This window comes from Psychrobacter sp. MF31, from assembly GCF_012847335.1.
Taxonomy (GTDB): Bacteria; Pseudomonadota; Gammaproteobacteria; order Pseudomonadales; family Moraxellaceae; genus Psychrobacter.
This window is the reverse complement of record NZ_JABBDX010000001.1, coordinates 64,652-85,821: the sequence shown is the minus strand read 5'-3', so window position 1 is coordinate 85,821 and position 21,170 is coordinate 64,652. Positions and strand designations below refer to the sequence as shown.

The following is a 21,170-nucleotide window of genomic DNA, read 5'->3' as shown; positions in this document are numbered from 1 at the left end:
GACTTTAAAAGCTTTTGTAGGGGAGGCAACCGTCATAAATTATTCCTAATTATCATGAAGCGTTAAATTATCATAACACTTTTGCCGAACAAAACCGCCGCTAAACCCTAAAAAAGGCAACAAATTTAGGTCAATTTCAAAATCGCTTGATTAATGGTTCACAGGTTAACTTTAAGAAGCAATGCCATCTGAAAGCAAAATTTGCTACCATAGCCTTATCGATTTGACCCTTTGCTTAAATTTTAACACTCTTAACCCCCAATTTTTAGGAAAGACTATGGCTAAAAATGCCCTTCAAGCTCAATTACTCAAAGCCGGATTGGTGGACAGCAAAAAAGCAAAGCAGCTTAATAAACAATCCGCTCACGCCAAACGCACGGGCGATGACGCTGCTCTTGAAGCAAAAAAAGCGCTGGCGGCTGCCCAAGCTGAAAAAGTTGAAAAGGACCAACAGCTGAACCAAGAAAAGCAGCAGCAGCTTGAGCAAAAAACCCTTGCTGCCAACATCAAACAAATGATTAAGCAGTACCAAATTGCAGACACGGCAGGCGATGTCAGCTATCAATTTGTTGATGACAGCAAGATCAAAAAGATCCACACCACGCAAAAGCTTTTTGATCAAATCGTAGCCGGTCACGTGGTGATTGCGCGCTTGGACGACAGCTACGCGCTACTGCCCTATCCGCTAGCGGAACGCATCAATGAAAAAATGGCAGGTTTTATCGTGGTTTCTAACGACAAAGCCAACGATGAGGTGGATGAGGACGATCCTTATGCGGCGTACGTCATCCCAGATGACTTGATGTGGTAATGTAGGTCGCGGTTAACTCAGCGATTTAAACTCAAGGCAATAATTTTATTTAAACAATAAAAAAGGCGCTCAACGAACGCCTTTTTTGCCAACGCTTGCAATCAGCGCGACGAGTGCCATCCCCATGATAATCAAAACCAGTGACATGGTATGAGCGGCATCATAGTTAAGCGCTTCGACCTGCTCATAAATGGCAATGGAAACGACTTTGGTTTCGTGCGGAATGCTGCCGCCAATCATTAAAACCACACCAAACTCACCAATGGTATGCGCAAAGCTAATCAAACTGCCAAGCACAATGCCGATTTTCACTTGCGGTAAAATCACTTGCCAAAAGCAGCGCCACCGGCTTGGCTCAAGCAAATGCGCGGCTTCTAGCATACTCTTTGGCAGGCGCGCGCACTGAGCGTAAACCGGCTGAATATAAAATGGCAACGAATAAACGATTGAGCCAATCACTAAGCCTTCAAAGGTAAAAATCAGCGCGCTTAAATGATGACTGTCAAGCCAATTACCGATGCCGTAGTTTGGGCTAAATAGCAGCAGTAAATAAAAGCCAATCACCGTCGGCGGTAGCACTAACGGCATGGCAATCACGCCCATTAACAGCACTTTGATGCGCTTGACGATCATGGTGCTGCTTGGCTTGGCAAGCCAATAAGCAAGCGGGGTGGCAAAAATAAGCAGACAAATTGTGGTAATAGCAGCAAGCTTGATGCTTACCCAAATCGGAGCAAGCATTTCAGCGGCGATAAACTGCCCGATCATCATAACTGCTCTCGCCTTGTTTGCGGATAACTCAGCTTGCCAAACTTATTTCAAAGGTAAATAGCCTGATTGAGCAAAGTGATCTTGACCTTTTTTGCTACGTAAATAGTTGGTAAAGTCCGTTGCCACTTTGCTGTTTTTAACCACGATGCCATCTTGCAAAATCGCCGGATAAGCGCTTTGATCTAAAACATAATACTTATCCGTAGGGGCATCCACAGCTTTGACTTGTGATAACGCCACAAAGCCATAATCGACGATGCCAGTATGCGCGTATTGAAAGGCTTGACCAATATTTTCAGCTTGGATCAGCTGTTTTTTGGCAATCAAATTGTCGTAGGCTTGTTGATCGGTCAGATACATTTTTGCCGATGCGCCATACGGGGCAAGCTCGGGATTGGCAATGGTGAATTTGTTGCCGCTGTCTTCGGTCACCAGTTTTTTTAATGATTCAGGCGTAAAGTCCGTTAAGGCGTGCTTGGTGCTATAAAGCGTCAGCTGACCTTGAGTGTAGGTAAATGGTTGACTTTTGTCTTTGAGCATACCGCCTGCAAGCTTTGCCGGAAAATCTTGGTCAGCCGATAAAAAGATATCATAAGGTGCGCCGGCTTCAATTTGAGCAACCAGCTTTCCTGAAGACGCAAAAGTGATGTCAATATTTTGATTTGGGATTTGGTTATCCGCTTTATAACTGTCAATAATTTTGGGCAGCACATCTGATAAGTTTGCGGCGGCGGCAATGCGAATTTCATTGCCTTTAGTCGCTTGAGTATCTTGAGTCGCTAAGTCTTGATTTGACTCTTGTAAGGCAGTCTGAGTCGATTCTTGCTTAGTTTTAGTGGCAGCTGAGTCACTTGGCGCTTCACTGTTATTGCAACCACTCATGGCAATGATAGCCACAGCGCTTAAGCTTAGCAACAATAATTTTGATGGCTTAGCGGCTAACGGTTCATAATCAGCTGGCGTCATTTTTACTGTCCTTAAATTTTTATTATTAAAATTTGTTATTAAACAAAAAAGTTTATGATAATCAAAGTTTTGCTGATAATTTAACTTTTAATTAACCATTATTACTCAGCCATTTTGACGGCTCATCGGGATAATACTCTTGCTTCCAAATTGGAATGTCCGCTTTAATCGTATCCAAAATCCAGCGGCAAGCGTCAAAGGCGGCGTCCCTATGCGCCGCTGAAACACCAACCCAAATCGCCATATCGCCGATCTCAAGCGCGCCAATTCGGTGCATGGCAACGGCGTTTACAATGCCAAATTGCGCTTTGGCTTTGTCAATAATCAATCGACCTTGATTAATCGCCAACGCTTCATAACCGTAATACGTTAACCGCTGAACTTGACTGTCATTATTATGATTGCGGACGCGACCATCAAAGCTAACCACCGCCCCACTGCGATCATCAATGAGTGCTTTGCGCAATCGCGGCTCATCGATAGCGACATCAAGAAGCGCAAAGCCATCTTGGATCGCAAGATGGTAGGCGTCATCAACACTGCGCTTAATTTGCATCGCGCCTTGATGAACACTTTTCTCAAAATGATTGTCCATGAAAGTTATCCTAATCCTTTAGCCGCCAGCAACGGGGCTGATAAATACCACGTTGTCACCCGCTTTGATCGGCTCATCCCAAGAGACAAAATAGTCATTGATTGCCACACGAAGCTCAGATTGTGGCATGCTTAGGCTATGCTTTTGCTGTAAATGATCATAAAGTTGGCTTAGCGACATCTTGTTAGCAATAGCAAGCGACTCTTCATCGCAGCCTGATTCATCGGCAAGGTTAGCAAAATATAGAACGTTGATTTCAATCGTCGATTCGACGCTCATAACTGGCTCCTGTAGCTAAAATGGTTGCATCAACCGTCAGGCTGAGCGCTATAATCCGATTTGCCGCCCGTTTTTTGCAGCAATTGAATACCCTCAATCACAATATCATGCGATAGCGCTTTGGTCATGTCGTAAATGGTCAAGCAAGCCATACTTACTGCGGTTAAGGCTTCCATTTCAACGCCAGTTTTGTGAGTGACTTTAACGGTTGCGGTAACCTTAATAGCGTAATTTTTATCATCAAACTCAAAGCTTAAACCGATTTTATCCAGCGGCAACGGATGACAAAGCGGGATAAAATCAGCAGTTTTTTTCGCTGCCATAATCCCTGCAATGTGCGCGGTTTGGGTAATGCTGCCTTTTTTGGTCATGCCATCAGCAGCTTTGATTTGTGCGTAAATCTCGGGTAAAAAACGAACTTGACCTTGGGCGGTCGCCTCGCGCGTCGTCGCTGATTTGCCGCTGACATCAACCATTTGAATGTCGCCGGACGCCGTTAAGTGTGACAATTGATTGGCGTTTTTATTTGATTGGTAGGTCATAAATTTTTAGAACTCTCTACTGTCTAGCTGACAAAAGCTTTAAATGATAAAAAGCTTGGCAAGCGTTTTTAAAGTCTGTTGTTGTATTAAAATTTGCCAAAGCTTGCCAATAATGGGGGCTATCAACCAGATTAACTTTTGGCGTAATAAACGGCATCACTCGGCGCTCGCCGCGATCAAGATAAGCTTGTAACTCACTTGCCAAGCTTAAACGATAAGCGCCTAATAACGGTAAAATTTTATGACCATTTAAGCAAACTATATCAGCTTGCTTTGTTTTATTTACCAAAACAACTTTGCCATGCAGTTTTTGCCAAAGCATCGGTGCTGAAATTAAGCTGTCACAGCTAATGACAAGCAGCCAAGCTTCTGGCGGTAATGATTGAAGCGCTTGCATTGCCCCTAAAATTGCTACTAGCGCCCCGCCCTGATTTTGGTCTTGAGCGCCTTTTGGCTGGTAATCACTAATTTGCGTTATTTTTGCGCCATCATGACTTTGCAATTTAGCAAAAAATCCTTGATCATTATCCGCAATCAAAATTGGACAATCAAAAATTTCTGCAGCATTAACATGATAATCAAGTAGGCGCTGACCAGTTGGCAATGATAATAAAGCCTTTGCTGATCCCATCCGCCTTGATTGACCGCCTGCTAAAATCACAATGGCGTCAGGCATTAAATCGTTATTAAAATCTTTAGTCATCTTTAACTATTAGCCAAAAACTATTAGCCCAAAAATTAAGGGTTAATGATTGGGATTTTCACCTAAAAAATGCGCCACAAAGTTGCAAGGTCGAGTTCGGTTATCCAGCTGCTCTTTTAAAATGCCCTCCCAACCGGTTCGGCAAGCACCCGATGACCCCGGCAAGCAAAAAATGCCGGTGTTGTTTGCCATTCCCGCGATGGCTCGCGACTGAATCGTAGACATGCCGATATCATCTTTAGAAATCAAGCGAAACATCTCGCCAAAACCATCAACTGATTTGTCAAATAACACGCCAACCGCTTCAGGTATACTGTCGCGCTTATAAAATCCAGTGCCGCCAGTGGTGATGATAGCGTGGATATTGTTATCGGCAATCCAAGCGCTAATCACAGCGCGGATTTGATAAACATCATCGCTGATAACTTTACGATCGGCAAGGTTGTGACCTGCTTCAGTTAAACTGTCAGCAAGATATTTTCCTGAGGTGTCCTCATTGATGCTTCGGCTGTCGGAAACACAAAGTACGGCAATATTAAGTGGTAAAAATGGCGCTTGCGGCTTACTCATGAATCATCCTTTTTTAATAGGGTTAGATTTTTAATATATTTTGCTATTTTATTTATTTTGAAAATATTATTTTTAAATTTAGCCGCCAATAATCGATAAATTGTGCATCATTCCACTGTCTGAGTCGTGTAAATGGTGATGCTCAGGCTTGATGGGCATCAGGTTTTGCAACGCAGCAATCAAGCTTTGGGGGTTGTCGTGCTGTAAATGCGAGCGGATATCATAGTTGCCTTGGTCAAACAAACACAGATGAACGCGACCTTGACAGCTGACCCGAAGCCGGTTGCAATTGTCACAAAAATGAGCAGCATAAGGGGCAATCAGCCCAATTCTACCTAAATAATCGGGGTGAGAAAATTCAATCGCAGGACCATCGTTTTTATGGCGCTCCTCAGCTTGCCAGCCGCGCTCAAGCAAGTAGTTTTTCACGCGATCGGCATGGGCATGTTGGGCAAAAAATAGCTGACTGTTGTCACTGGTCTGCATAAACTCAATAAATCGGTAGGTCACCGGTCGTGATTTGACGTAATCAAGCGCATAAACCAGATTGTCAAAAACCGTTTCTTTCATCAAAATGCTGTTAATTTTAAGCTTAATGTCGGTCGTTTCAAGCAGTGTTTCCATGTCCGTCATCAGCGCAGGTAGCGTATTCATTCCGGTGATTTTATGAAAAGTTGCCGCATCAAAGCTGTCGATACTGATATTAAGCTGATTAAGTCCGGCAGTTTGCCAATCTGCCAAATGCTTGCCAAGCTTATAGCCGTTGCTAGTCATCGCAACCGTTTCAATGCCAAAGGTTTGGCGGACGGTTTCGATGATTTGGGTGACATCTTGACGAATAGAAGGCTCGCCGCCAGTGATTCGCACTTTTTTCGTGCCAAGTGCTGCAAAACCTTGAACCAAAATGGCAATTTCATCAAGGCTTAACTCATCTCTGGCACGAATCCCTTGATAACCATTGGGCAAGCAATAATCACAGCGAAAATTACAAAAATCGGTAATGGATAGGCGCAAATAGGTCAGTTGCCGCGAAAAGCTGTCGGTAAGTGGTGATGAGGTTATCACTTTTGAATCTTGAGTTTCCGTTTTCGGTGTATGAGAACGGTCACGTAGTATTTTGGCATCAGCACCTTTTGCAGGTTTGGGCAAAGGCTCAAACTGCTTAGCAGACATTGCTGTTGGGCGCTGATGGGTCATTATAAACTTCCGTGATTAAGTTACTTAAATTACCTAGGGCTTAACTTGTAGGCATTAAGCTTTGGGAGTGCGTCAATTTACTATAGCATCTATTGCGAGCTCAGGCGAATATTGACCGCTCATTTTTTATAACCGTAACAAAATTAAAATTATTGATAATACCAAGCAAACGGCTGAACTAAAACGCTTTCGCCTGCTTGAACATTTCCTGCATCTTTATCAAGAACAATCAAACAGTTGGCATCACTTAATTGCTTGATGCGGTGCGATTGCTGATTGGGGCAACCTTTAACTTCATAATTGCCCTGAGCGTTTTGCGATAAAATACCACGCTGAAAGTCTTTGCGACCGGGCGCTTTTTTTAAATCTTGAGTGACCGTCGCTTGAAACATTAGCGGCTTTGGAAGCTCACTTTTGGCGGCGCCTGACAACTGCCAAAGCGCCGGAATCACCAGCTGCAACATCCCAACGACCGCTGACAGTGGATTTCCTGGAAGCCCAAAATATAATACCGGAATGCTTAGCTCGTAAGAAAGCTCCCCAAAAACAAATGGCTTTCCGGGTTTCATCGCAACTTTATAGTGATTAATTTTGCCAACTTCATCAATCACATAGGTTAAAAAATCATAATCACCCACCGAAACGCCTGCACTTGAAATGACGACATCACAATCTTTCATCGCGCGCTTGACTGCCGCCATCGTGGCGGCTTTATTATCCGCAATGATCCCGTAATCGTTAATCGTAACGGGCAGATTTTTTAATAAGCTTTTTAAAGTTGGTGTGTTGCTGTTATAAATTTGCGCTAGGCTATCGAGCTTTCCGCCAATCTCAACCAACTCGTCCCCAGTTGCAAGCAGCCCAACGATTAAAGGCTTAAAAACTTGAACTTCGGCTATGCCTAAATTGGCAAGCAAGCTGATATCGGTGGGGTTTAAGCGTTTTTGGGCGGCAAGCACGACCGCACCTTGGGTGATTTCCTCGCCTTGACGGCGGATATGGTCATCCGAGCTTGGCAATTCGGTGACGGTAATGTCGTAAGGTTTGGACTTGTCAATTTGATGGCGAATGCTGGCAAAATCGGTATTTTCTTGGATCAAAATACGATCGCAATCACTTGGAACCACAGCGCCAGTAAAGATCCGCACACCCTCACCTGCCTGCAAATTTCCTATAAATGCGCGACCAGCTTGCGACTCGCCAATAATGGTAATTTTGCCCTCTTTAGCAATGCTGCTGCCTTTAGCAATCGCGTAGCCATCCATCGCTGAGACATTTTGCCTTGGCACATCAAACGGCGCAGCAACATCGACAGCTAGGATATGATTAAGGCTTTCAAGAAGCGGCAAACGAATGGTTGGTCGCAAGGTTTGCGGCAAATCAGTTTGGTTGTAAACGTCAATCCGCGCGCTAATGGCGGCAACAAGCGCTTCCATGGTAATCATATCCGGCTCTTTTCTCTCTTAATTTATTATAATTAGAACTTTTTAAAACAAGTTATTAGCTATCTAACCAGCCATTTTTTTGCGCAAGCTCAAGCTGACCTTTGGTGTCAATATCATAGCAAAGCTTTGGGTTAGTTATGGTTGCAATTTGGCAAGCATCCAAGCTTCGCAGTAGCGACCGCAGTCCTTGATCGCCAAAAATTTTTTCTTGCCAGTCAATGAGCTTAGCATAATCAATGGCAATAGGAAGCCCAATCACGTCGCTGTGATGAGCGTCAGCAATGATTGCGCCATCTTTAGGGTAACGACTGGCAACGACGACTTTGTTTTTGGCGGCTTGTTTTTCGGCTAAGAGGCACTCTAAATGCGCGCTGTCTAAATGAATTTGATCGACGCCTAAAATTAATAGGTGCTCAATCTCAAGATTCTCGGCTAACGTTTTAAGCTGATTAATCGCTAAATATAAACTTTGCCCCATGCCTTTTTCGGGGGTTGGGTTAATAACAATTTGGTTGCGATTGGATAACGCTTGGATGTCATGTAATATTTGGGAAAGCTCGTTAGATTGAGTTTGGCTGACAATAATAACGGCGGCAGGTTGGGTTTGAAGCGCTTCTTTGGTCATCACTTCAATTAATGGTTGATTATTTTTGTAAAGCAACTGCTTTGAGGTTCCAAGGCGCGTGCTAAGTCCGGCAGCTAAAATAATCACCGCGTGATGAGAAGGAGGAAAAATAGGCTCAGCGTTTTGCAAATGCGTCGTCATTATTCAGTTTAAATCCCTAACCCATCTTTGGATTTCAAATCGCCATGGTGAATAACTGCACTCATTTGCGCCATAATGCCAAGCGCTAACGCTTCAGGACCATCGCCGCCAAGCTTAAAGCCGATTGGAAAATGCAGTTTTTTAATCCCTTGGTTAAAAATTTCAGGATTTGAACTTGCTGATAAAATCTCGTCAATCAAGCGCTCGGTTCGGTATTTAGGGCCAAGCTGACCTAAATAATGGTAATGAGTTGGGTTGGCAAGTAATACGCTAAGCCTTGCTCGATCTTGGCTTAGGCTATGCGACATGACAGCAACTAAGGCGTTTTTACTTAAATTAAGCAGGGTTTCGGAATCGTCAAGCGGGACACAGCGCACGTCGTCAGCGGCTGAAAATCGTAATTTGGTCGCATAATGCACTCGGCTATCAATCACCGTCACATGCCAATCTTGCATTTTGGCTAAAGTGACCAGCGGCATCACATCATTTCCCGCGCCGCAAACAAGTAGGCGGATTTGTGGCTTTATGTTTTGGATCAGCCAAGTGGTTTTATCATCTTCATAATGAGCAAAAGGCTTTTTAGTTAAATTTTGCGAATTAAAGTCAGCTAGCCTTGTTAGTAATTTATCCTTGGTAAACTGCGTTTTGCCTTGAATATCAGTTAATTGGTTTTGCGATAAATCATCTAAGCAAAACCGTGTTCCGATAGTTAGTTCCGGAGTATTTAAATCAATCACCGAAGCAATCGTTTGCGGCAGTTGTGATTGCCGAACGCGATCAATCAAGGCAAGTAAGGGCGCGGCATCATTTAAGCGCTCAAACAACACATGGACACGACCGTTACAGCCAAGCCCAAAGTTTAGCGCTTCATCTGCCTCGTCCTCATCATCGCTGTCGCCAGTTTGATAAATTTGAACGGTTGCCCCATCTTTGGTCAGCCAAAATGCTTTTTTGATGATATGCGGTTCAAGGCAGCCGCCGCTAATCATGCCAACGGAGCGACCGTCCTCGCAAATGAGCATCATCGCACCCACTTGCCGATAGGCTGAACCTTCAGTTTTGACCACCGTTGCCAAAACTGCGTCGGTACCTTCGTTAACAGCAGTTTTGGCAAGGTGTAAAATATCGCTAACTTGGTTCATTAGCACTCAGGAAGTTTATCAAGTAAATGCTCAAGTTTAATTGGAAACTCATAAACCCGAACGCCTGTGGCATTATAAACTGCGTTGGCAATCGCCGCTGCGGCTCCTGAAATCGCCGTCTCGCCAATACCTTTAATATGAATAGGATTGGCGTATTTATCCTCTTCATCCAAAAGCGTCACATCAAGCTGCGGAACGTCCGCATTGACCGGAATATGATATTCCGCCAAGTCGCGGTTACAAAGGCGACCTGTGCGCTTGTCATGAACGATTTCTTCCATCAGCGCGGAGCCAATACCGAATACCATGCCGCCATAACACTGTGAGGTTGCTGTTTTATGGTTTAAAATCTTGCCAGCGGTAAAGACGCCCGTCATCCGGCGAACGCGGATTTCACCCGTGATTCGGTGAACGCCAACTTCAACAAAGTTTGCGCCATAACAAGCTTGGCGGTAAGCTTTTTGGGTTTTCCCCGGTTTAATCGTTCCAAGGGCGCTGATTTTATTGCCATCAAAATGCGTTAAAATATCGCGCAAAGTCTGAGGTGAGGATAAATCGATTGGACTATTTTGATGGCTTTCTTGGTCTTGCTTTTCTTTGTCATCACTAGAGAATTTATGAAGCGCCTCTTTGGCGGTTTCGGTCGCTTTATCGATAATTTCTGAAGAGACGCTTTTTGCTGTTTCTTTAACGGTTTGTTTTATGCTCTCAACCAATCCAGAGTTTTTATTGTCGCCCTCATTAGACTCAGAAACCGTGCCGTGATTGATCGCCAGATTGTCGCTTGAGGTTTGTGCCTGCTCGGCAATGAGTTCCCGCAATTTTTGGCAGGCTAAATAAACGCTACTTCCTGCACTTGCGGCGCCGACACTGCCACCGGAACCAGACGCTGGCGGCAAATTGGTATCGCCCAAGTTAACCACAATATGGTCGATCGGCAATCCCAACATATCAGCAGCAATTTGCGCCAAAATGGTATAAGAGCCTGTGCCAATGTCGGTCATGTCCGTTTCGATCACGGCTTCAACGCCAAGGGCTTTTTGAGTACTCAGCTGGATACTGGCGCGAGCTTGTGATTTTTCTAAATTGTTAACGCGGCAAGCAGCTGCCATTCCCATTCCTACGAGCCAATCACCATCGCGAACGCTGCAAGGCGTTGCTTGGCGCTGACTCCAGCCAAATTTGTCAGCGCCAACGTTCATACATTCCACCAAATGACGACTTGAGTAAGGAATATCTTTGGTAGGGTCTTTTTTGGGTTCGTTAAGGATCCGCAGCTCAATAGGATCAATGTTGAGCTTTTCGGCAAGCTCATCCATGGCGCATTCCATGGCGATTTGACCGACCGCCTCCCCTGGTGCGCGCATAGATCCTGCCAATACTTGATTCATCCGAACCATTTTATAGCTAACTTTTCGGTTATCCCCTTGATATAAAAAGGGCGTTGCCTCCGCCGTTGGCTCATAAAAAGTTTGGTCAGGCAAGTTGGTGATAATGCTGTCATGAATGATGGTATGAAGGCGACCGTCCTTGTCTGCGCCCAAGCCAATACGCTGCTCAGTATTTGAGCGCCGAACCGTTGTTTCCATCACTTGCGGTCGGGACATGACCACGCGAACGGGCGCATTCAGCTGTTTTGCGGCAATTGCTGCGGCAATCAATTCAGGCGCAATGCCAAGCTTACTGCCAAAACCACCACCAACAAATCGCGACACCAAGCGAACGTTATCCGGCTTTAAATCCAGCGCGTCCGCAACTTGCTGTTTGCAAGAGGCAAGCATTTGGTTGGCGGTATAAAGCGTCACGTTATCGCCATCCCATTTGGCAATGGTTGCATGAGGCTCCATTGGCGAGTTACTTTGGCTTGGCGTGGTGTAGGTTTTATCGACACTCACTTCGGCATCTTGAAGCGTTTTTTCAGGATCGCCTTGGCTTTGAATAGGCACTTTGGGCATGCTATCGGCGCCCATTTTTTCTTTAGCAAAATCAAACGCGCCATCATCACTTTCATTTTGATATTCAATTTGTACCAATTTTGCCGCTTCGGTTGCCGCTTCAAACGTTTTAGCGACTGCTAAAGCTACCGGCTGACCATGATAAACGATGGTATCTGCGCCTTGAGATGGTGATTTTTTTTTGCCGCCTTGCTGAGGATGGCGGATAAATTGATCAAAATCGATGACAATATCAACGACGTTCGGCAATTTTTTTGCAGCTTCCGTATGGAGTTGCGAAATTTTACCTTTGCCAATGGTCGCACAAACCAAAACACCGTGAAGCTCATCATCAAAGCGATATTCAGCGGCATATTTGGCATGACCGCTGACTTTTAGATCACCATGTAAGCGGTTAACCGGTTTTCCAACTTCTTGCTGCGGCGTGTTGCCAAGCAGCGTTGGCACAGCGTCATCCATGGTGAGCGTCTTGTGCGGCGCAAGTTTGTCATCAAGAAGCGATTTAATATCAGAAATAGATGGCATAACGTGCTCCTAAGGCAAATTTAAATGGGCAGGTTGGGCGGAATTGCTCAGTGCCGCCTCTTTACTGGCGCTGATGGCACGATCAATCGCCTGAATGACTAAGCGTTTGGTTAGTGGGACTTTAAAGGCATTTTTTTGGGTAGTTTTAGCATCACTTAGCAGCAACTCTGCTGCCTGAATCACCGCTTCGCGTTCACCTTTTGAGCTCATAAGCAGCGCCTCAACCGCTCTATTGCGCCATGGCATGACGCCAATACCGCCAAAGGCTAGGCGAACTGTTGTCAAATTGTCGTCACTATCAACATCAATAACAGCAGCAAGCGATACCACAGCAAAAGCATAAGAAGCGCGATCACGGACTTTATCGTAAGTTTGCATACCACTTACCGGCGGCGGCAAAATAATATGGGAAATAAGCTCGCCTGTTTGCAAATTGGTTTCGAGATTTGGGGTATTTTCTGGCAAACGATAAAGCTCATCTAAGGTCAATGTGCGTGAGCTGCCATCGGGAAGTTGAGTTAGCACCTTGGCATCAAGGGCGCGCATCGCCACTGCCATATCGGAGGGATGCTGAGCAATACAGTCGTCACTTACGCCTAAAATGGCAAGCAATCGACTTTCGCCTTCAATAGCAGGACAACCTGAACCGGGGTTACGCTTGTTACACGGGCTGTCAATCTGATAAAAATAATAACAGCGCGTTCGTTGTAATAAGTTGCCCGCCGTCGTGGCTTTATTTCGTAGTTGACCGGACGCCCCTGCTAATAATGCTCTTGATAATACCGGATAATGGGTAATAACTTCAGGGTGCGCCGCAAGATCACTGTTGCTGACTAACGCGCCAATTTTTAATTCGCCAGAATCGAGCTTTTCAATTTGAGCTAATTCTAAATGATTGATATCAACCAGTTTTAGTGGTGTTTCAATGTCATGTTTCATCAAATCAAGCAAATTGGTGCCGCCAGCAATAAACGTGGCGTCTTGGGCGGCGCCATCAGTTGTCGCTTGAGTGATATGGCTAGGGCGCTGATAAACAAAAGGTTTCATGATTCAGCTCCTAATTGATTTTGGCTTATATTATTGTCTTGATGAGGTTTGGCATTACTTGTAAGCGGCGACCAGATTTGCGGCTTGCTATCCGTTGTTGAAGTGACGGTATTTGATGAGTCGTTTTTTGTTAACCCTTTAGTAGACAACACTTGATAAATGGCGTTGATAATATTGGGATAGGCTGAACAGCGGCAAAGGTTGCCACTCATGCGCTCGCTGATTTCTTCAAGACTTATTTTTGGTTGGGTTAAGTCATCAGAAACATGACTTGGAAAATGCTTTTCAATTTCACCAATCATTGCCGTCGCGGAGCAAATTTGACCGGGCGTACAATAACCGCATTGAAACGCATCATGATCGATAAAGGCTTGCTGAAGCTCGCTGAGCGAATCTGGCGCGCCGATGCCCTCAATGGTGGTAATCTCATCGCCATCGTGCATGATTGCTAGAGTTAAGCAGCTATTGATACGCTTGCCGTTCACGATCATGGTGCAAGCACCGCACTGACCATGATCGCAGCCTTTTTTGGCACCGGTTAAATCAAGATGCTGACGGCAAGCGTCAAGCAGATTGGTTCTTGGATCAAGATCATCAAGATGATGCGCTTGACCATTAATCGTCAAGGTTAAATTTGGCATGCTGGCATCTCACAAGCTGGCGATGGAAGTTAATTTATAATTATTTTAAATAGCTAATTATTTTAAATAACTGATTACTTTAAATAACCGTTCCATCATAGCGGCTTATGCGAATAGCGATCTGAACACTTAAGTTTGCATTGCGTGAGGTTATTCCATCATTGCGATAGAGTTTGGTAATTTTGGTAATAAATTGTGAGATTAAATGAGAATGGTTAATAAGAAATTAACGTGTTAAATAAATTAATAGGTTAAATAAATTAATTTGTTGAATAAATTAATTTTTTGAATAAATCGTCACCCGATTGTCGCGTAAAAACCCTCCAAGTCCCAAGCCATAACGCTCCGCAACTAAAATAGCCGTGCTCGTTGGCGCAGACATGCCAATCAGCCATGGAATATTAGCGCGGATGGCTTTTTGTACCAGTTCAATCGATAGCCGTGAGGTCATTATCACATAATCAACACGGGCTCCTGTTTTAAGCTGCCAGCCAATCAATTTATCAAGAGCATTGTGGCGACCAACATCTTCAAATAAATACAGCTGACCGTTATAAATTGCCGCAGCAGCATGAACCGCACCGGTTAATTGGTGAGTCAACTGAGCTTTGTTGATCAAAGCGCAAGCGCTTAGCAGCGTATCAAGGCTAGGTTTTGGCGTTAGGTGCGTCATCGGTTGCAATTTTGGTAGCGCTTGATAAATTCCGGTCATCCCGCACATGCCGCAGCCCGTTCGACCTGACAGCAGCCGTCTTTGCGCTTGGATACGCTGATGGCAGCGCTGATTTAAAGTCAGCTCAACCAAATAAATGTCATAATCGCTTAAATGCGCTAAAGTTAATTCATCATTATCAGTCAATTCAACTGAGGCGTTTATCGTATCAGCAAGCACGGTCAAATCAACAATGGGCGTGATTTCCCAATCAAGCAAATCGGACTTTTGCGAAATCAAGCCTTCACTAAATAAAAACCCAAGCGCAAGCTCGTCCAGCTGATTTGGGCTTGCCATCAAAACGGCGTAATGAATGCCATTAATCACGATGGCAATCGCCGCTTCAATAACCAAACTTTCGGTCGTAGCGATTTTCTCTACGTTTTGATCTTGGGATCTTTCTTGGTAAATGTGCTTTTGGGTCACATGCTGACGACTTAGCGGCGCGTTTTGTGCTGCCTCATCGTCAGCTTGACTTGCCAAATTTGCATTACTTTTCACTTTAAGCAAAGGCGCGCTCCTCATCATAACGAGCAAGGCTTACGGTCATAGATTTGTAACCGGGCGTTCGTGATTCGGGCGCGTGGCTGTCAAGATCGATCAAATCATTACATTCTGGATAATAGGTGGCAACCGATCCTGCGGCAATGTCCATTTTGGTCAATATTAAAGGTCCAAGCGTTCGCGCGTTGCCATGGCTGTCCTCACGGGTAACCATCATTTGATCGCCCTCTTGCCAGCCTATCCGCGCCATCTCATCGGGATGCATAAACAGCACATCGCGTCGATGCGTCTGCCGGTAGCGATCTTCAAAACCAAAAATCATCGTATTAAACTGGTCATGACTACGAACGCTGGTCAATTGCCAAACGGAATTATTATTTGCCTCTTTTTCTATTTTCGCGGCGCGATCAGCAACTAAAGTAATCGGATACTTGGGGACTTCAAATTGCGCTTTGCCGCTTTGGGTCTGCCAAGATCGGTGGCGCGCCGGATGGTACAAATGAAAACCGCGTTTTGATTCACGAATTTTTTCATTAAAATCATCAAATCCTTCAATGGCTTGGGCAATATAATCGCGGGTCACATCAAAATCGGTGCTCATTTTTTGCCAATCAATGCTTGGATGGTCAAATAGCGCAAGCGCAATTCCTGCCACAATTTGGGCTTCAGATTTTAAATGCTCACTTACGGGCTTTAAATGACCTTTGGTGGCGACAATTTGACAAATCGAGTCTTCAATGGTGGCAAATTGTTCGCCATAATCGGTAATATAACGCTCCGTTCGGCTGATACAGGGCAGAATTAAGCTCACTTTTGCAGGATAAAGCATGGTTTCGTTCAGTTTCGTGGCAACAAAAACGCTTAATTGAGCCCTGCTTAACGCCTGTTGAATGGCTTTGCTATCAGGAGCGGCAACCGAATAATTGCCACCCAAACTGACAAACGCTTTAATGTTGCCATCAATTAAGGCTTTGGCGCCTTGGATAACGTCCAAACCATTTTCTTTTGGCATTGGCAAGTTAAACACGCGCTCAAGGCTTGCCAGCAAGTCAGGTTTTGGACGCTCATGAATGCCCATGGTGCGGTCGCCTTGGACGTTTGAGTGACCGCGAACCGGCGACGCTCCCGCCCCCTCAATACCGATCATTCCCATAAGCAGCAACAGATTGGCAATCATCGCTACATTGTCATCGCCTTGGATGTGCTGAGTGATCCCCATTCCCCAAGTGCAAATGGTGGCGGGGCTTTTGGCAACAAGCTTGGCAACGCTGATGATATCGTCTTTAGTAAGTGCTGCGCCGCGCTCAATATCCTCCCAAGATTGCGCGGCAAGCCAATCGTTAAGCTTGGCAAATCCGGACGTTTCGTTATCAATAAAGTCATGATTGATCTTGTCGTTTTCAACGAGCCATTTTGCCATTCCGGTTAATAGCGCCACATCGCCCCCAACTCGGATTTGAATCACGTTATCAACCATGTCATCGCTCATTCCTGCTGCCATGTGTGTGGGCTTTTGCGGATTGCGAAATGCTTTTAAACCTTGCTCGCGCATGGGATTGATTGAAATAATTTTACAGCCTTCTTTATGAGCATGAGCCAGCATTTCAAGCATTCGCGGGTGATTGGTGGCAGGGTTTTGACCAAACATTAAAATGAGTTTGGCGCGCTCAAAGTCCTCTAAAATAACGGTCGCTTTGCCAACGCCAAGCTGCCGCGCAAGCATCACCGAGGTCGGCTCATGACACATGTTTGAGCAATCGGGCAAATTGTTCGTACCAAAGCAGCGAACCATCAGCTGATACAAAAACGCTGGTTCATTGGTCACGCGACCTGACGTGTAAAACAGCGCCTCATCGGGGCTTGCCAACGCTTTTAACTCGTCAGCGATTTTTGTAAACGCCTTTTCCCAAGAGATGGGCAAGTAACGATCTTCAGTAGCGTCATAACAAAGTGGCTCGGACAAGCGCCCTGCATGCTCAAGCTCATAGCCTGACCAATCTTGCAATTGGCTTACCTTATTTTGATAAAAAAACTTAGCATCTGCCGTTCGATTGGTGGTTTCGCTGGCTAAAACCTTGATTCCGGTTTCACAAACGTCCAAAGTTTTATGGGTTTTATGATCGGGCCAAGCGCAGCCGGGGCAGTCAAAGCCGCCATGAGGCTGATTGCTGTGCAAAACGCTAATGCTGCCGCGCAAAAATGATTGATAATCCATCAATTTTCGACTTGAGGCAATCAGCGCCGACCAACCGGCTGCCGGATGCGGATAAACAGGAATTTTGCGCATAAGATGACCTTTTAAAATGAGGGCTAAAAATGAGTGGCAATGTTTGGGGTTTTAAATTTACAAATTTAAAGTAAGCGCGCTGAGTAATAGACACCGTTTAACATGCGGTTTTATCCACGCTAAAAATTAACTTAAAAACAATCATTTCACCTTATGCCTTTTTGCAACCCTTGTAAATGATCAAACCCTCATCGCTACAAAATCGGTAACAAAGACTCAACTTTAGCTACATTGGCATTGAGCTTGATCGCCAACTGGTTTATGCTGATTGTGTCGCAACCCTCAACGCGGCTTTTTCCCTGACGATTTATCTCTCTTTTTTTGGCATCACCGCGTTGTGATGTTATTCCCATTTATAGTGATAGCGTCATTATCAAAATTCAGCGAGTAATAAGAGAATTTTATGTTTAATCATATCGAATATTATGCAGGCGATCCGATTTTGGGATTGGTCGATACGTTTTTGGCAGATGAAAACCCAAATAAGGTCAATTTGGGCATTGGCATTTATTATGACGAGCTTGGCGGCTTAAATGTCCTTGAGTGCGTAAAAACAGCGGAAAAGCGCATTGCTGATCCAATTTTGCCGCGCCCCTATTTGCCAATGGCAGGACTTCCTGGTCACCGCTTGGCTTGTCAACGATTGTTGCTTGGTAAAGACTCAGTTGCCCTCAAAGAAGACCGCGTAGCGACCATCGCCACCATCGGCGGCTCAGGAGCGCTAAAAGTCGGCGCTGAATTTATCCATCAGTGGTATCCAGATGCCAAATGCTACGTGAGCGACCCAACTTGGGGCAACCACATCGGCATTTTTGCCGGAAGCGGCATGGAAGTTGGCAAGTATCCGTACTATGATACGCCAACCAATAGCGTCAAATTTGACAAGATGAAAGACTTTTTTAGCCAGTTAAATGCCCATGACGTCGTGCTGCTCCATCCTTGCTGCCATAACCCAACGGGAATGGATTTAACGCATGAGCAGTGGGATGAACTGCTGGTGTTAATCAAAGATAAAGAACTCATTGCGTTTATGGACATCGCCTATCAAGGCTTTGGCGAAGACATGGACGAGGATGCTTACGCGATTCGTAAAGCCGTTGATTTGGGATTGAGCCTATTTATCAGTAACTCATTTTCTAAAAACTTATCACTTTATGGTGAGCGCGTTGGCGGCTTGTCAGTCGTTTGCCAAGACAGTGCCGAAGCAAATTTGGTCTTTAGCCAATTGCAATTGACCGTTCGTCAAATCTACAGCAGCCCACCATCTCACGGCGGTCACGTGGTCGATATCGTGATGAACGATGAAGCGCTTCATGAGCAGTGGTTGGGTGAAGTTTACGCGATGCGCGATCGCATCAAAAAAATGCGCTCACAATTAAAAGCGGTGTTGGAAGAAAAAGTTCCCGGTCGCAATTTTGACTATTTAACCCGTCAAAAAGGCATGTTCAGCTTTACGGGGCTTACCCCGACTCAAGTTCAGCGCTTGCAAGATAAGTTTGGCATCTACATGATTTCAAACTCAAGAATGTGCGTGGCAGGACTTAACGATAGCAATATCGATTATGTCGCAAACGCGATGGCAGAAGTGCTTCAAGACGCGTAATGACTGCATCATTGAGCGCCAAGCAAAAAACTGCGTTGCCCTATTTGCAGCTGCTTGCCTTTACGCTGGCAGGGTTTTTGGTGATTATGACCGAAACTATGCCAGCAGGACTCTTACCGCAAATCAGCGCAGCGCTTGGCGTATCAAAGGCGCTGGCAGGTCAACTCATCACCCTTTATGCGCTTGGATCAGTGCTTGCTGCCATTCCAATTATCGCGGCAACGCGCAGTTGGAATCGGCGGCGGCTCTTGCTGTTTGCCATTGGCGGCTTGCTGATATTTAATATCATCACCGCCCTATCAAGCCATTACGGCGTCATTCTTGCGGTTCGTTTTGCCGCCGGAATGATGGCAGGCGTAATTTGGGGATTATTTCCCGGTTACGTGATGCGCTTGGTCAAAGACGGCTTGCAAGGTCGCGCTTTGGCAATTGCAGGCGTCGGTCAGCCGATAGCGTTTGCTGTTGGCGTCCCGCTTGGCACTTGGCTTGGCGGGATATTTGACTGGCGCGGCGTGTTTTGGGTGATGTCCGCCTTAACTTTGATGCTGTTTTTTTGGATTCGTTTGTTTATTCCAGACTTTGCCGGTCAAAGCGCAAGTCAGCGCTTGCCATTAAGCAAAGTTGCTAAAATCAAAGGCATTTGGGCAATTTTATTGACGCTTTTGTTTTGGATTTTAGCGCACAATACTCTCTATACTTATATTGAGCCATTTTTGACGTTATCAGGACTTGAAGGTCGCGTTGATGTTGTGCTGTTGCTGTTTGGCGTTGCGGCATTATTGGGAATTTGGCTCACGGGGCTTTTGGTGGATAATCACCCGAGGCAATTAACCTTAGTCAGTTTGGCAACGTTTGTCCTTGCCGCGCTTGCTTTAGGCTTGTTTGGTGATGTTAAAGCAGTCGTATTTATCGCCGTTGCCCTTTGGGGCGTGACCTTTGGCGGCGCGCCAATCATGCTACAAACTGCGCTTGCCGATGCCGCTCGCGAAAATACTGATGTCGCGCAATCGATGTTTGTGACCATTTTTAATATCGCGGTCGGTGGTGGCAGTTTAACCGGCGCGATATTACTCAATCAGTTTGGCGCGGTGTCCTTTCCTTGGGCGGTGCTGATGTTGTCAGTCATGGCATTTATGATTGTTTGGTCGGCGCGCCGATATGGCTTTCGGTCGCGCTGATTTTTATTTGAAAATTTTTAACCCTTTAGCGACAAGCGACCGTTTTGCCGGACTTGTTAATACAAACCGGTTCGCCATTTTTAGTGCTGACTTCGGCAACGCCTTTATCAAAAACGAAATAAGTCGCGCCTAAATAATTTACCCCAAGGCGTTGAACGTTGTCATCAGCATAGCGAAATGGGATGACTACTTTATGAGCACCATTAACAAAGCCCCAATTTTTACCTTTGAGAACGCCTGCCAACCCTTCAGAATAGCCTTCATTGCCGCCGAGGGTTCCATAAACATTGTCATAAATCGGCGCGACCACTTCTTTTCCTGACGTGTTAATCACGCCATATTTTTGCGATTTGGCAGAAAACACCACCGCCCGACCATCAAAAAACCCATCAATTTTCGCGTATTTATTAAATGGAACGATGGTTTTGTTATTGGTATCAATCACACCAAATTTACCATTTTTTTTGACTGTGATACGACCGCTATCCACCAAATTTGCCCAAGATTCATCGTATTTATTGTCCTCATCGCCTACGCTGTCATAAACGGTCGGAACAACCAGCTTGCCTTGGGTATTAAGATAACCGATTTTGCCATTTTTAGAAACAGGCAACAGACCCTCGCTCAGCTCCCACGTTCCCACTTGATCAAAGCCTTTTAAGCTTGCAATCACTTTACCTTGCTTGTTTAATAACGTTTGCGGCTGATAATCTTTATCCATGCCAACAAAAATATTAGCATCGGTTGTGCAAAGCGTCTCGCTAAAGCTGGTTTTTGGTGGTTTACAATCATCATCACTATAAGCAGATGCTTGTGAAGTTAAGATAATAATTAAAATGGCAGCAAACAATGGGACAAAATGCAGTTTCATAAGTATTCCTAACTTTTTGAAAAATTAATCAACATAAATTGGATTGCTTATTATAACAAC

At 45.1% G+C, this 21,170-nt stretch carries 20 protein-coding genes; 3 read left to right on the top strand and 17 right to left on the bottom strand.

The window, feature by feature from the left end; genetic code table 11:
• Positions 1-277: 277 nt before the first annotated feature.
• Positions 278-811, top strand: a complete 534-nt coding sequence (locus HF322_RS00350) for a DUF2058 domain-containing protein (protein ID WP_169391414.1) — start codon at positions 278-280, stop codon at positions 809-811.
• A 69-nt stretch (positions 812-880) separates the two neighbouring features.
• On the opposite strand, the gene modB is transcribed toward HF322_RS00350, so the two are convergent.
• The 16 genes from modB to HF322_RS00270 all read right to left on the bottom strand — a co-directional run bounded on the left by modB (position 881) and on the right by HF322_RS00270 (position 17,458).
• The gene (modB, locus tag HF322_RS00345) at positions 881-1,579 is read right to left on the bottom strand and encodes a molybdate ABC transporter permease subunit (protein WP_169391934.1); all 699 of its coding nucleotides are present in this window, start codon (positions 1,577-1,579) and stop codon (positions 881-883) included.
• A gap of 45 nt (positions 1,580-1,624) precedes the next feature.
• Positions 1,625-2,548, bottom strand: coding sequence for a molybdate ABC transporter substrate-binding protein (gene modA / locus HF322_RS00340; protein ID WP_223193108.1), 924 nt, complete (start codon positions 2,546-2,548; stop codon positions 1,625-1,627).
• Positions 2,549-2,639: 91 nt separating this feature from the next.
• Positions 2,640-3,143, bottom strand: a complete 504-nt coding sequence (locus tag HF322_RS00335; protein ID WP_169391413.1) for a molybdenum cofactor biosynthesis protein MoaE — start codon at positions 3,141-3,143, stop codon at positions 2,640-2,642.
• Between the two features lie 18 nt (positions 3,144-3,161).
• Complete coding sequence (locus tag HF322_RS00330; protein ID WP_169391412.1) at positions 3,162-3,422, bottom strand: MoaD/ThiS family protein; 261 nt, start codon at positions 3,420-3,422, stop codon at positions 3,162-3,164.
• Positions 3,423-3,451: 29 nt separating this feature from the next.
• The gene (moaC, locus tag HF322_RS00325; protein ID WP_169391411.1) at positions 3,452-3,964 is read right to left on the bottom strand and encodes a cyclic pyranopterin monophosphate synthase MoaC; all 513 of its coding nucleotides are present in this window, start codon (positions 3,962-3,964) and stop codon (positions 3,452-3,454) included.
• A gap of 16 nt (positions 3,965-3,980) precedes the next feature.
• Positions 3,981-4,667 (bottom strand): molybdenum cofactor guanylyltransferase, encoded by a 687-nt coding sequence (locus tag HF322_RS00320; protein ID WP_169391410.1) that lies wholly within the window; start codon positions 4,665-4,667, stop codon positions 3,981-3,983.
• Positions 4,668-4,709: 42 nt separating this feature from the next.
• Positions 4,710-5,237, bottom strand: coding sequence for a molybdenum cofactor biosynthesis protein B (moaB, locus tag HF322_RS00315; protein ID WP_169391409.1), 528 nt, complete (start codon positions 5,235-5,237; stop codon positions 4,710-4,712).
• A 78-nt stretch (positions 5,238-5,315) separates the two neighbouring features.
• Positions 5,316-6,434 (bottom strand): GTP 3',8-cyclase MoaA, encoded by a 1,119-nt coding sequence (moaA, locus tag HF322_RS00310; RefSeq protein ID WP_169391408.1) that lies wholly within the window; start codon positions 6,432-6,434, stop codon positions 5,316-5,318.
• A gap of 149 nt (positions 6,435-6,583) precedes the next feature.
• Positions 6,584-7,879 carry a gephyrin-like molybdotransferase Glp gene (gene glp / locus HF322_RS00305; RefSeq protein WP_169391407.1) on the bottom strand — a complete coding sequence of 432 codons (1,296 nt, stop codon included), beginning with the start codon at positions 7,877-7,879 and terminating at the stop codon, positions 6,584-6,586.
• A gap of 55 nt (positions 7,880-7,934) precedes the next feature.
• A complete protein-coding gene (locus HF322_RS00300; RefSeq protein ID WP_169391406.1) occupies positions 7,935-8,645 on the bottom strand; it encodes a nucleotidyltransferase family protein in 711 nt (236 codons plus the stop codon).
• Positions 8,646-8,653: 8 nt separating this feature from the next.
• Positions 8,654-9,787 (bottom strand): XdhC family protein, encoded by a 1,134-nt coding sequence (locus HF322_RS00295; RefSeq protein ID WP_169391405.1) that lies wholly within the window; start codon positions 9,785-9,787, stop codon positions 8,654-8,656.
• A complete protein-coding gene (locus HF322_RS00290; RefSeq protein WP_169391404.1) occupies positions 9,787-12,267 on the bottom strand; it encodes a xanthine dehydrogenase family protein molybdopterin-binding subunit in 2,481 nt (826 codons plus the stop codon). Before HF322_RS00290 ends, HF322_RS00295 begins: the two co-directional genes overlap by 1 nt.
• A 9-nt stretch (positions 12,268-12,276) precedes the next feature.
• The gene (locus HF322_RS00285) at positions 12,277-13,314 is read right to left on the bottom strand and encodes a xanthine dehydrogenase family protein subunit M (RefSeq protein WP_169391403.1); all 1,038 of its coding nucleotides are present in this window, start codon (positions 13,312-13,314) and stop codon (positions 12,277-12,279) included.
• Positions 13,311-13,955: a 2Fe-2S iron-sulfur cluster-binding protein gene (locus tag HF322_RS00280; RefSeq protein WP_169391402.1), complete on the bottom strand. Its 645-nt coding sequence runs from the start codon at positions 13,953-13,955 to the stop codon at positions 13,311-13,313. Before HF322_RS00280 ends, HF322_RS00285 begins: the two co-directional genes overlap by 4 nt.
• A gap of 277 nt (positions 13,956-14,232) precedes the next feature.
• Positions 14,233-15,168: a formate dehydrogenase accessory sulfurtransferase FdhD gene (fdhD, locus tag HF322_RS00275; protein WP_169391932.1), complete on the bottom strand. Its 936-nt coding sequence runs from the start codon at positions 15,166-15,168 to the stop codon at positions 14,233-14,235.
• 1 nt (position 15,169) lies between these two features.
• Entirely contained in the window at positions 15,170-17,458 is a 2,289-nt protein-coding gene (locus tag HF322_RS00270) for an FdhF/YdeP family oxidoreductase (protein WP_169391401.1), read from the bottom strand.
• Positions 17,459-17,861: 403 nt separating this feature from the next.
• Here HF322_RS00270 and HF322_RS00265 point away from each other — a divergent pair, with 403 nt between their 5' ends.
• A complete protein-coding gene (locus tag HF322_RS00265; protein WP_169391400.1) occupies positions 17,862-19,061 on the top strand; it encodes an amino acid aminotransferase in 1,200 nt (399 codons plus the stop codon).
• Complete coding sequence (locus HF322_RS00260; RefSeq protein WP_169391399.1) at positions 19,061-20,239, top strand: MFS transporter; 1,179 nt, start codon at positions 19,061-19,063, stop codon at positions 20,237-20,239. Before HF322_RS00265 ends, HF322_RS00260 begins: the two co-directional genes overlap by 1 nt.
• A 25-nt stretch (positions 20,240-20,264) precedes the next feature.
• Here the strand turns inward: HF322_RS00260 and HF322_RS00255 are convergent, their stop codons facing one another.
• Positions 20,265-21,110, bottom strand: coding sequence for a WG repeat-containing protein (locus tag HF322_RS00255; RefSeq protein ID WP_169391398.1), 846 nt, complete (start codon positions 21,108-21,110; stop codon positions 20,265-20,267).
• Between the last annotated feature and the right edge of the window lie 60 nt (positions 21,111-21,170).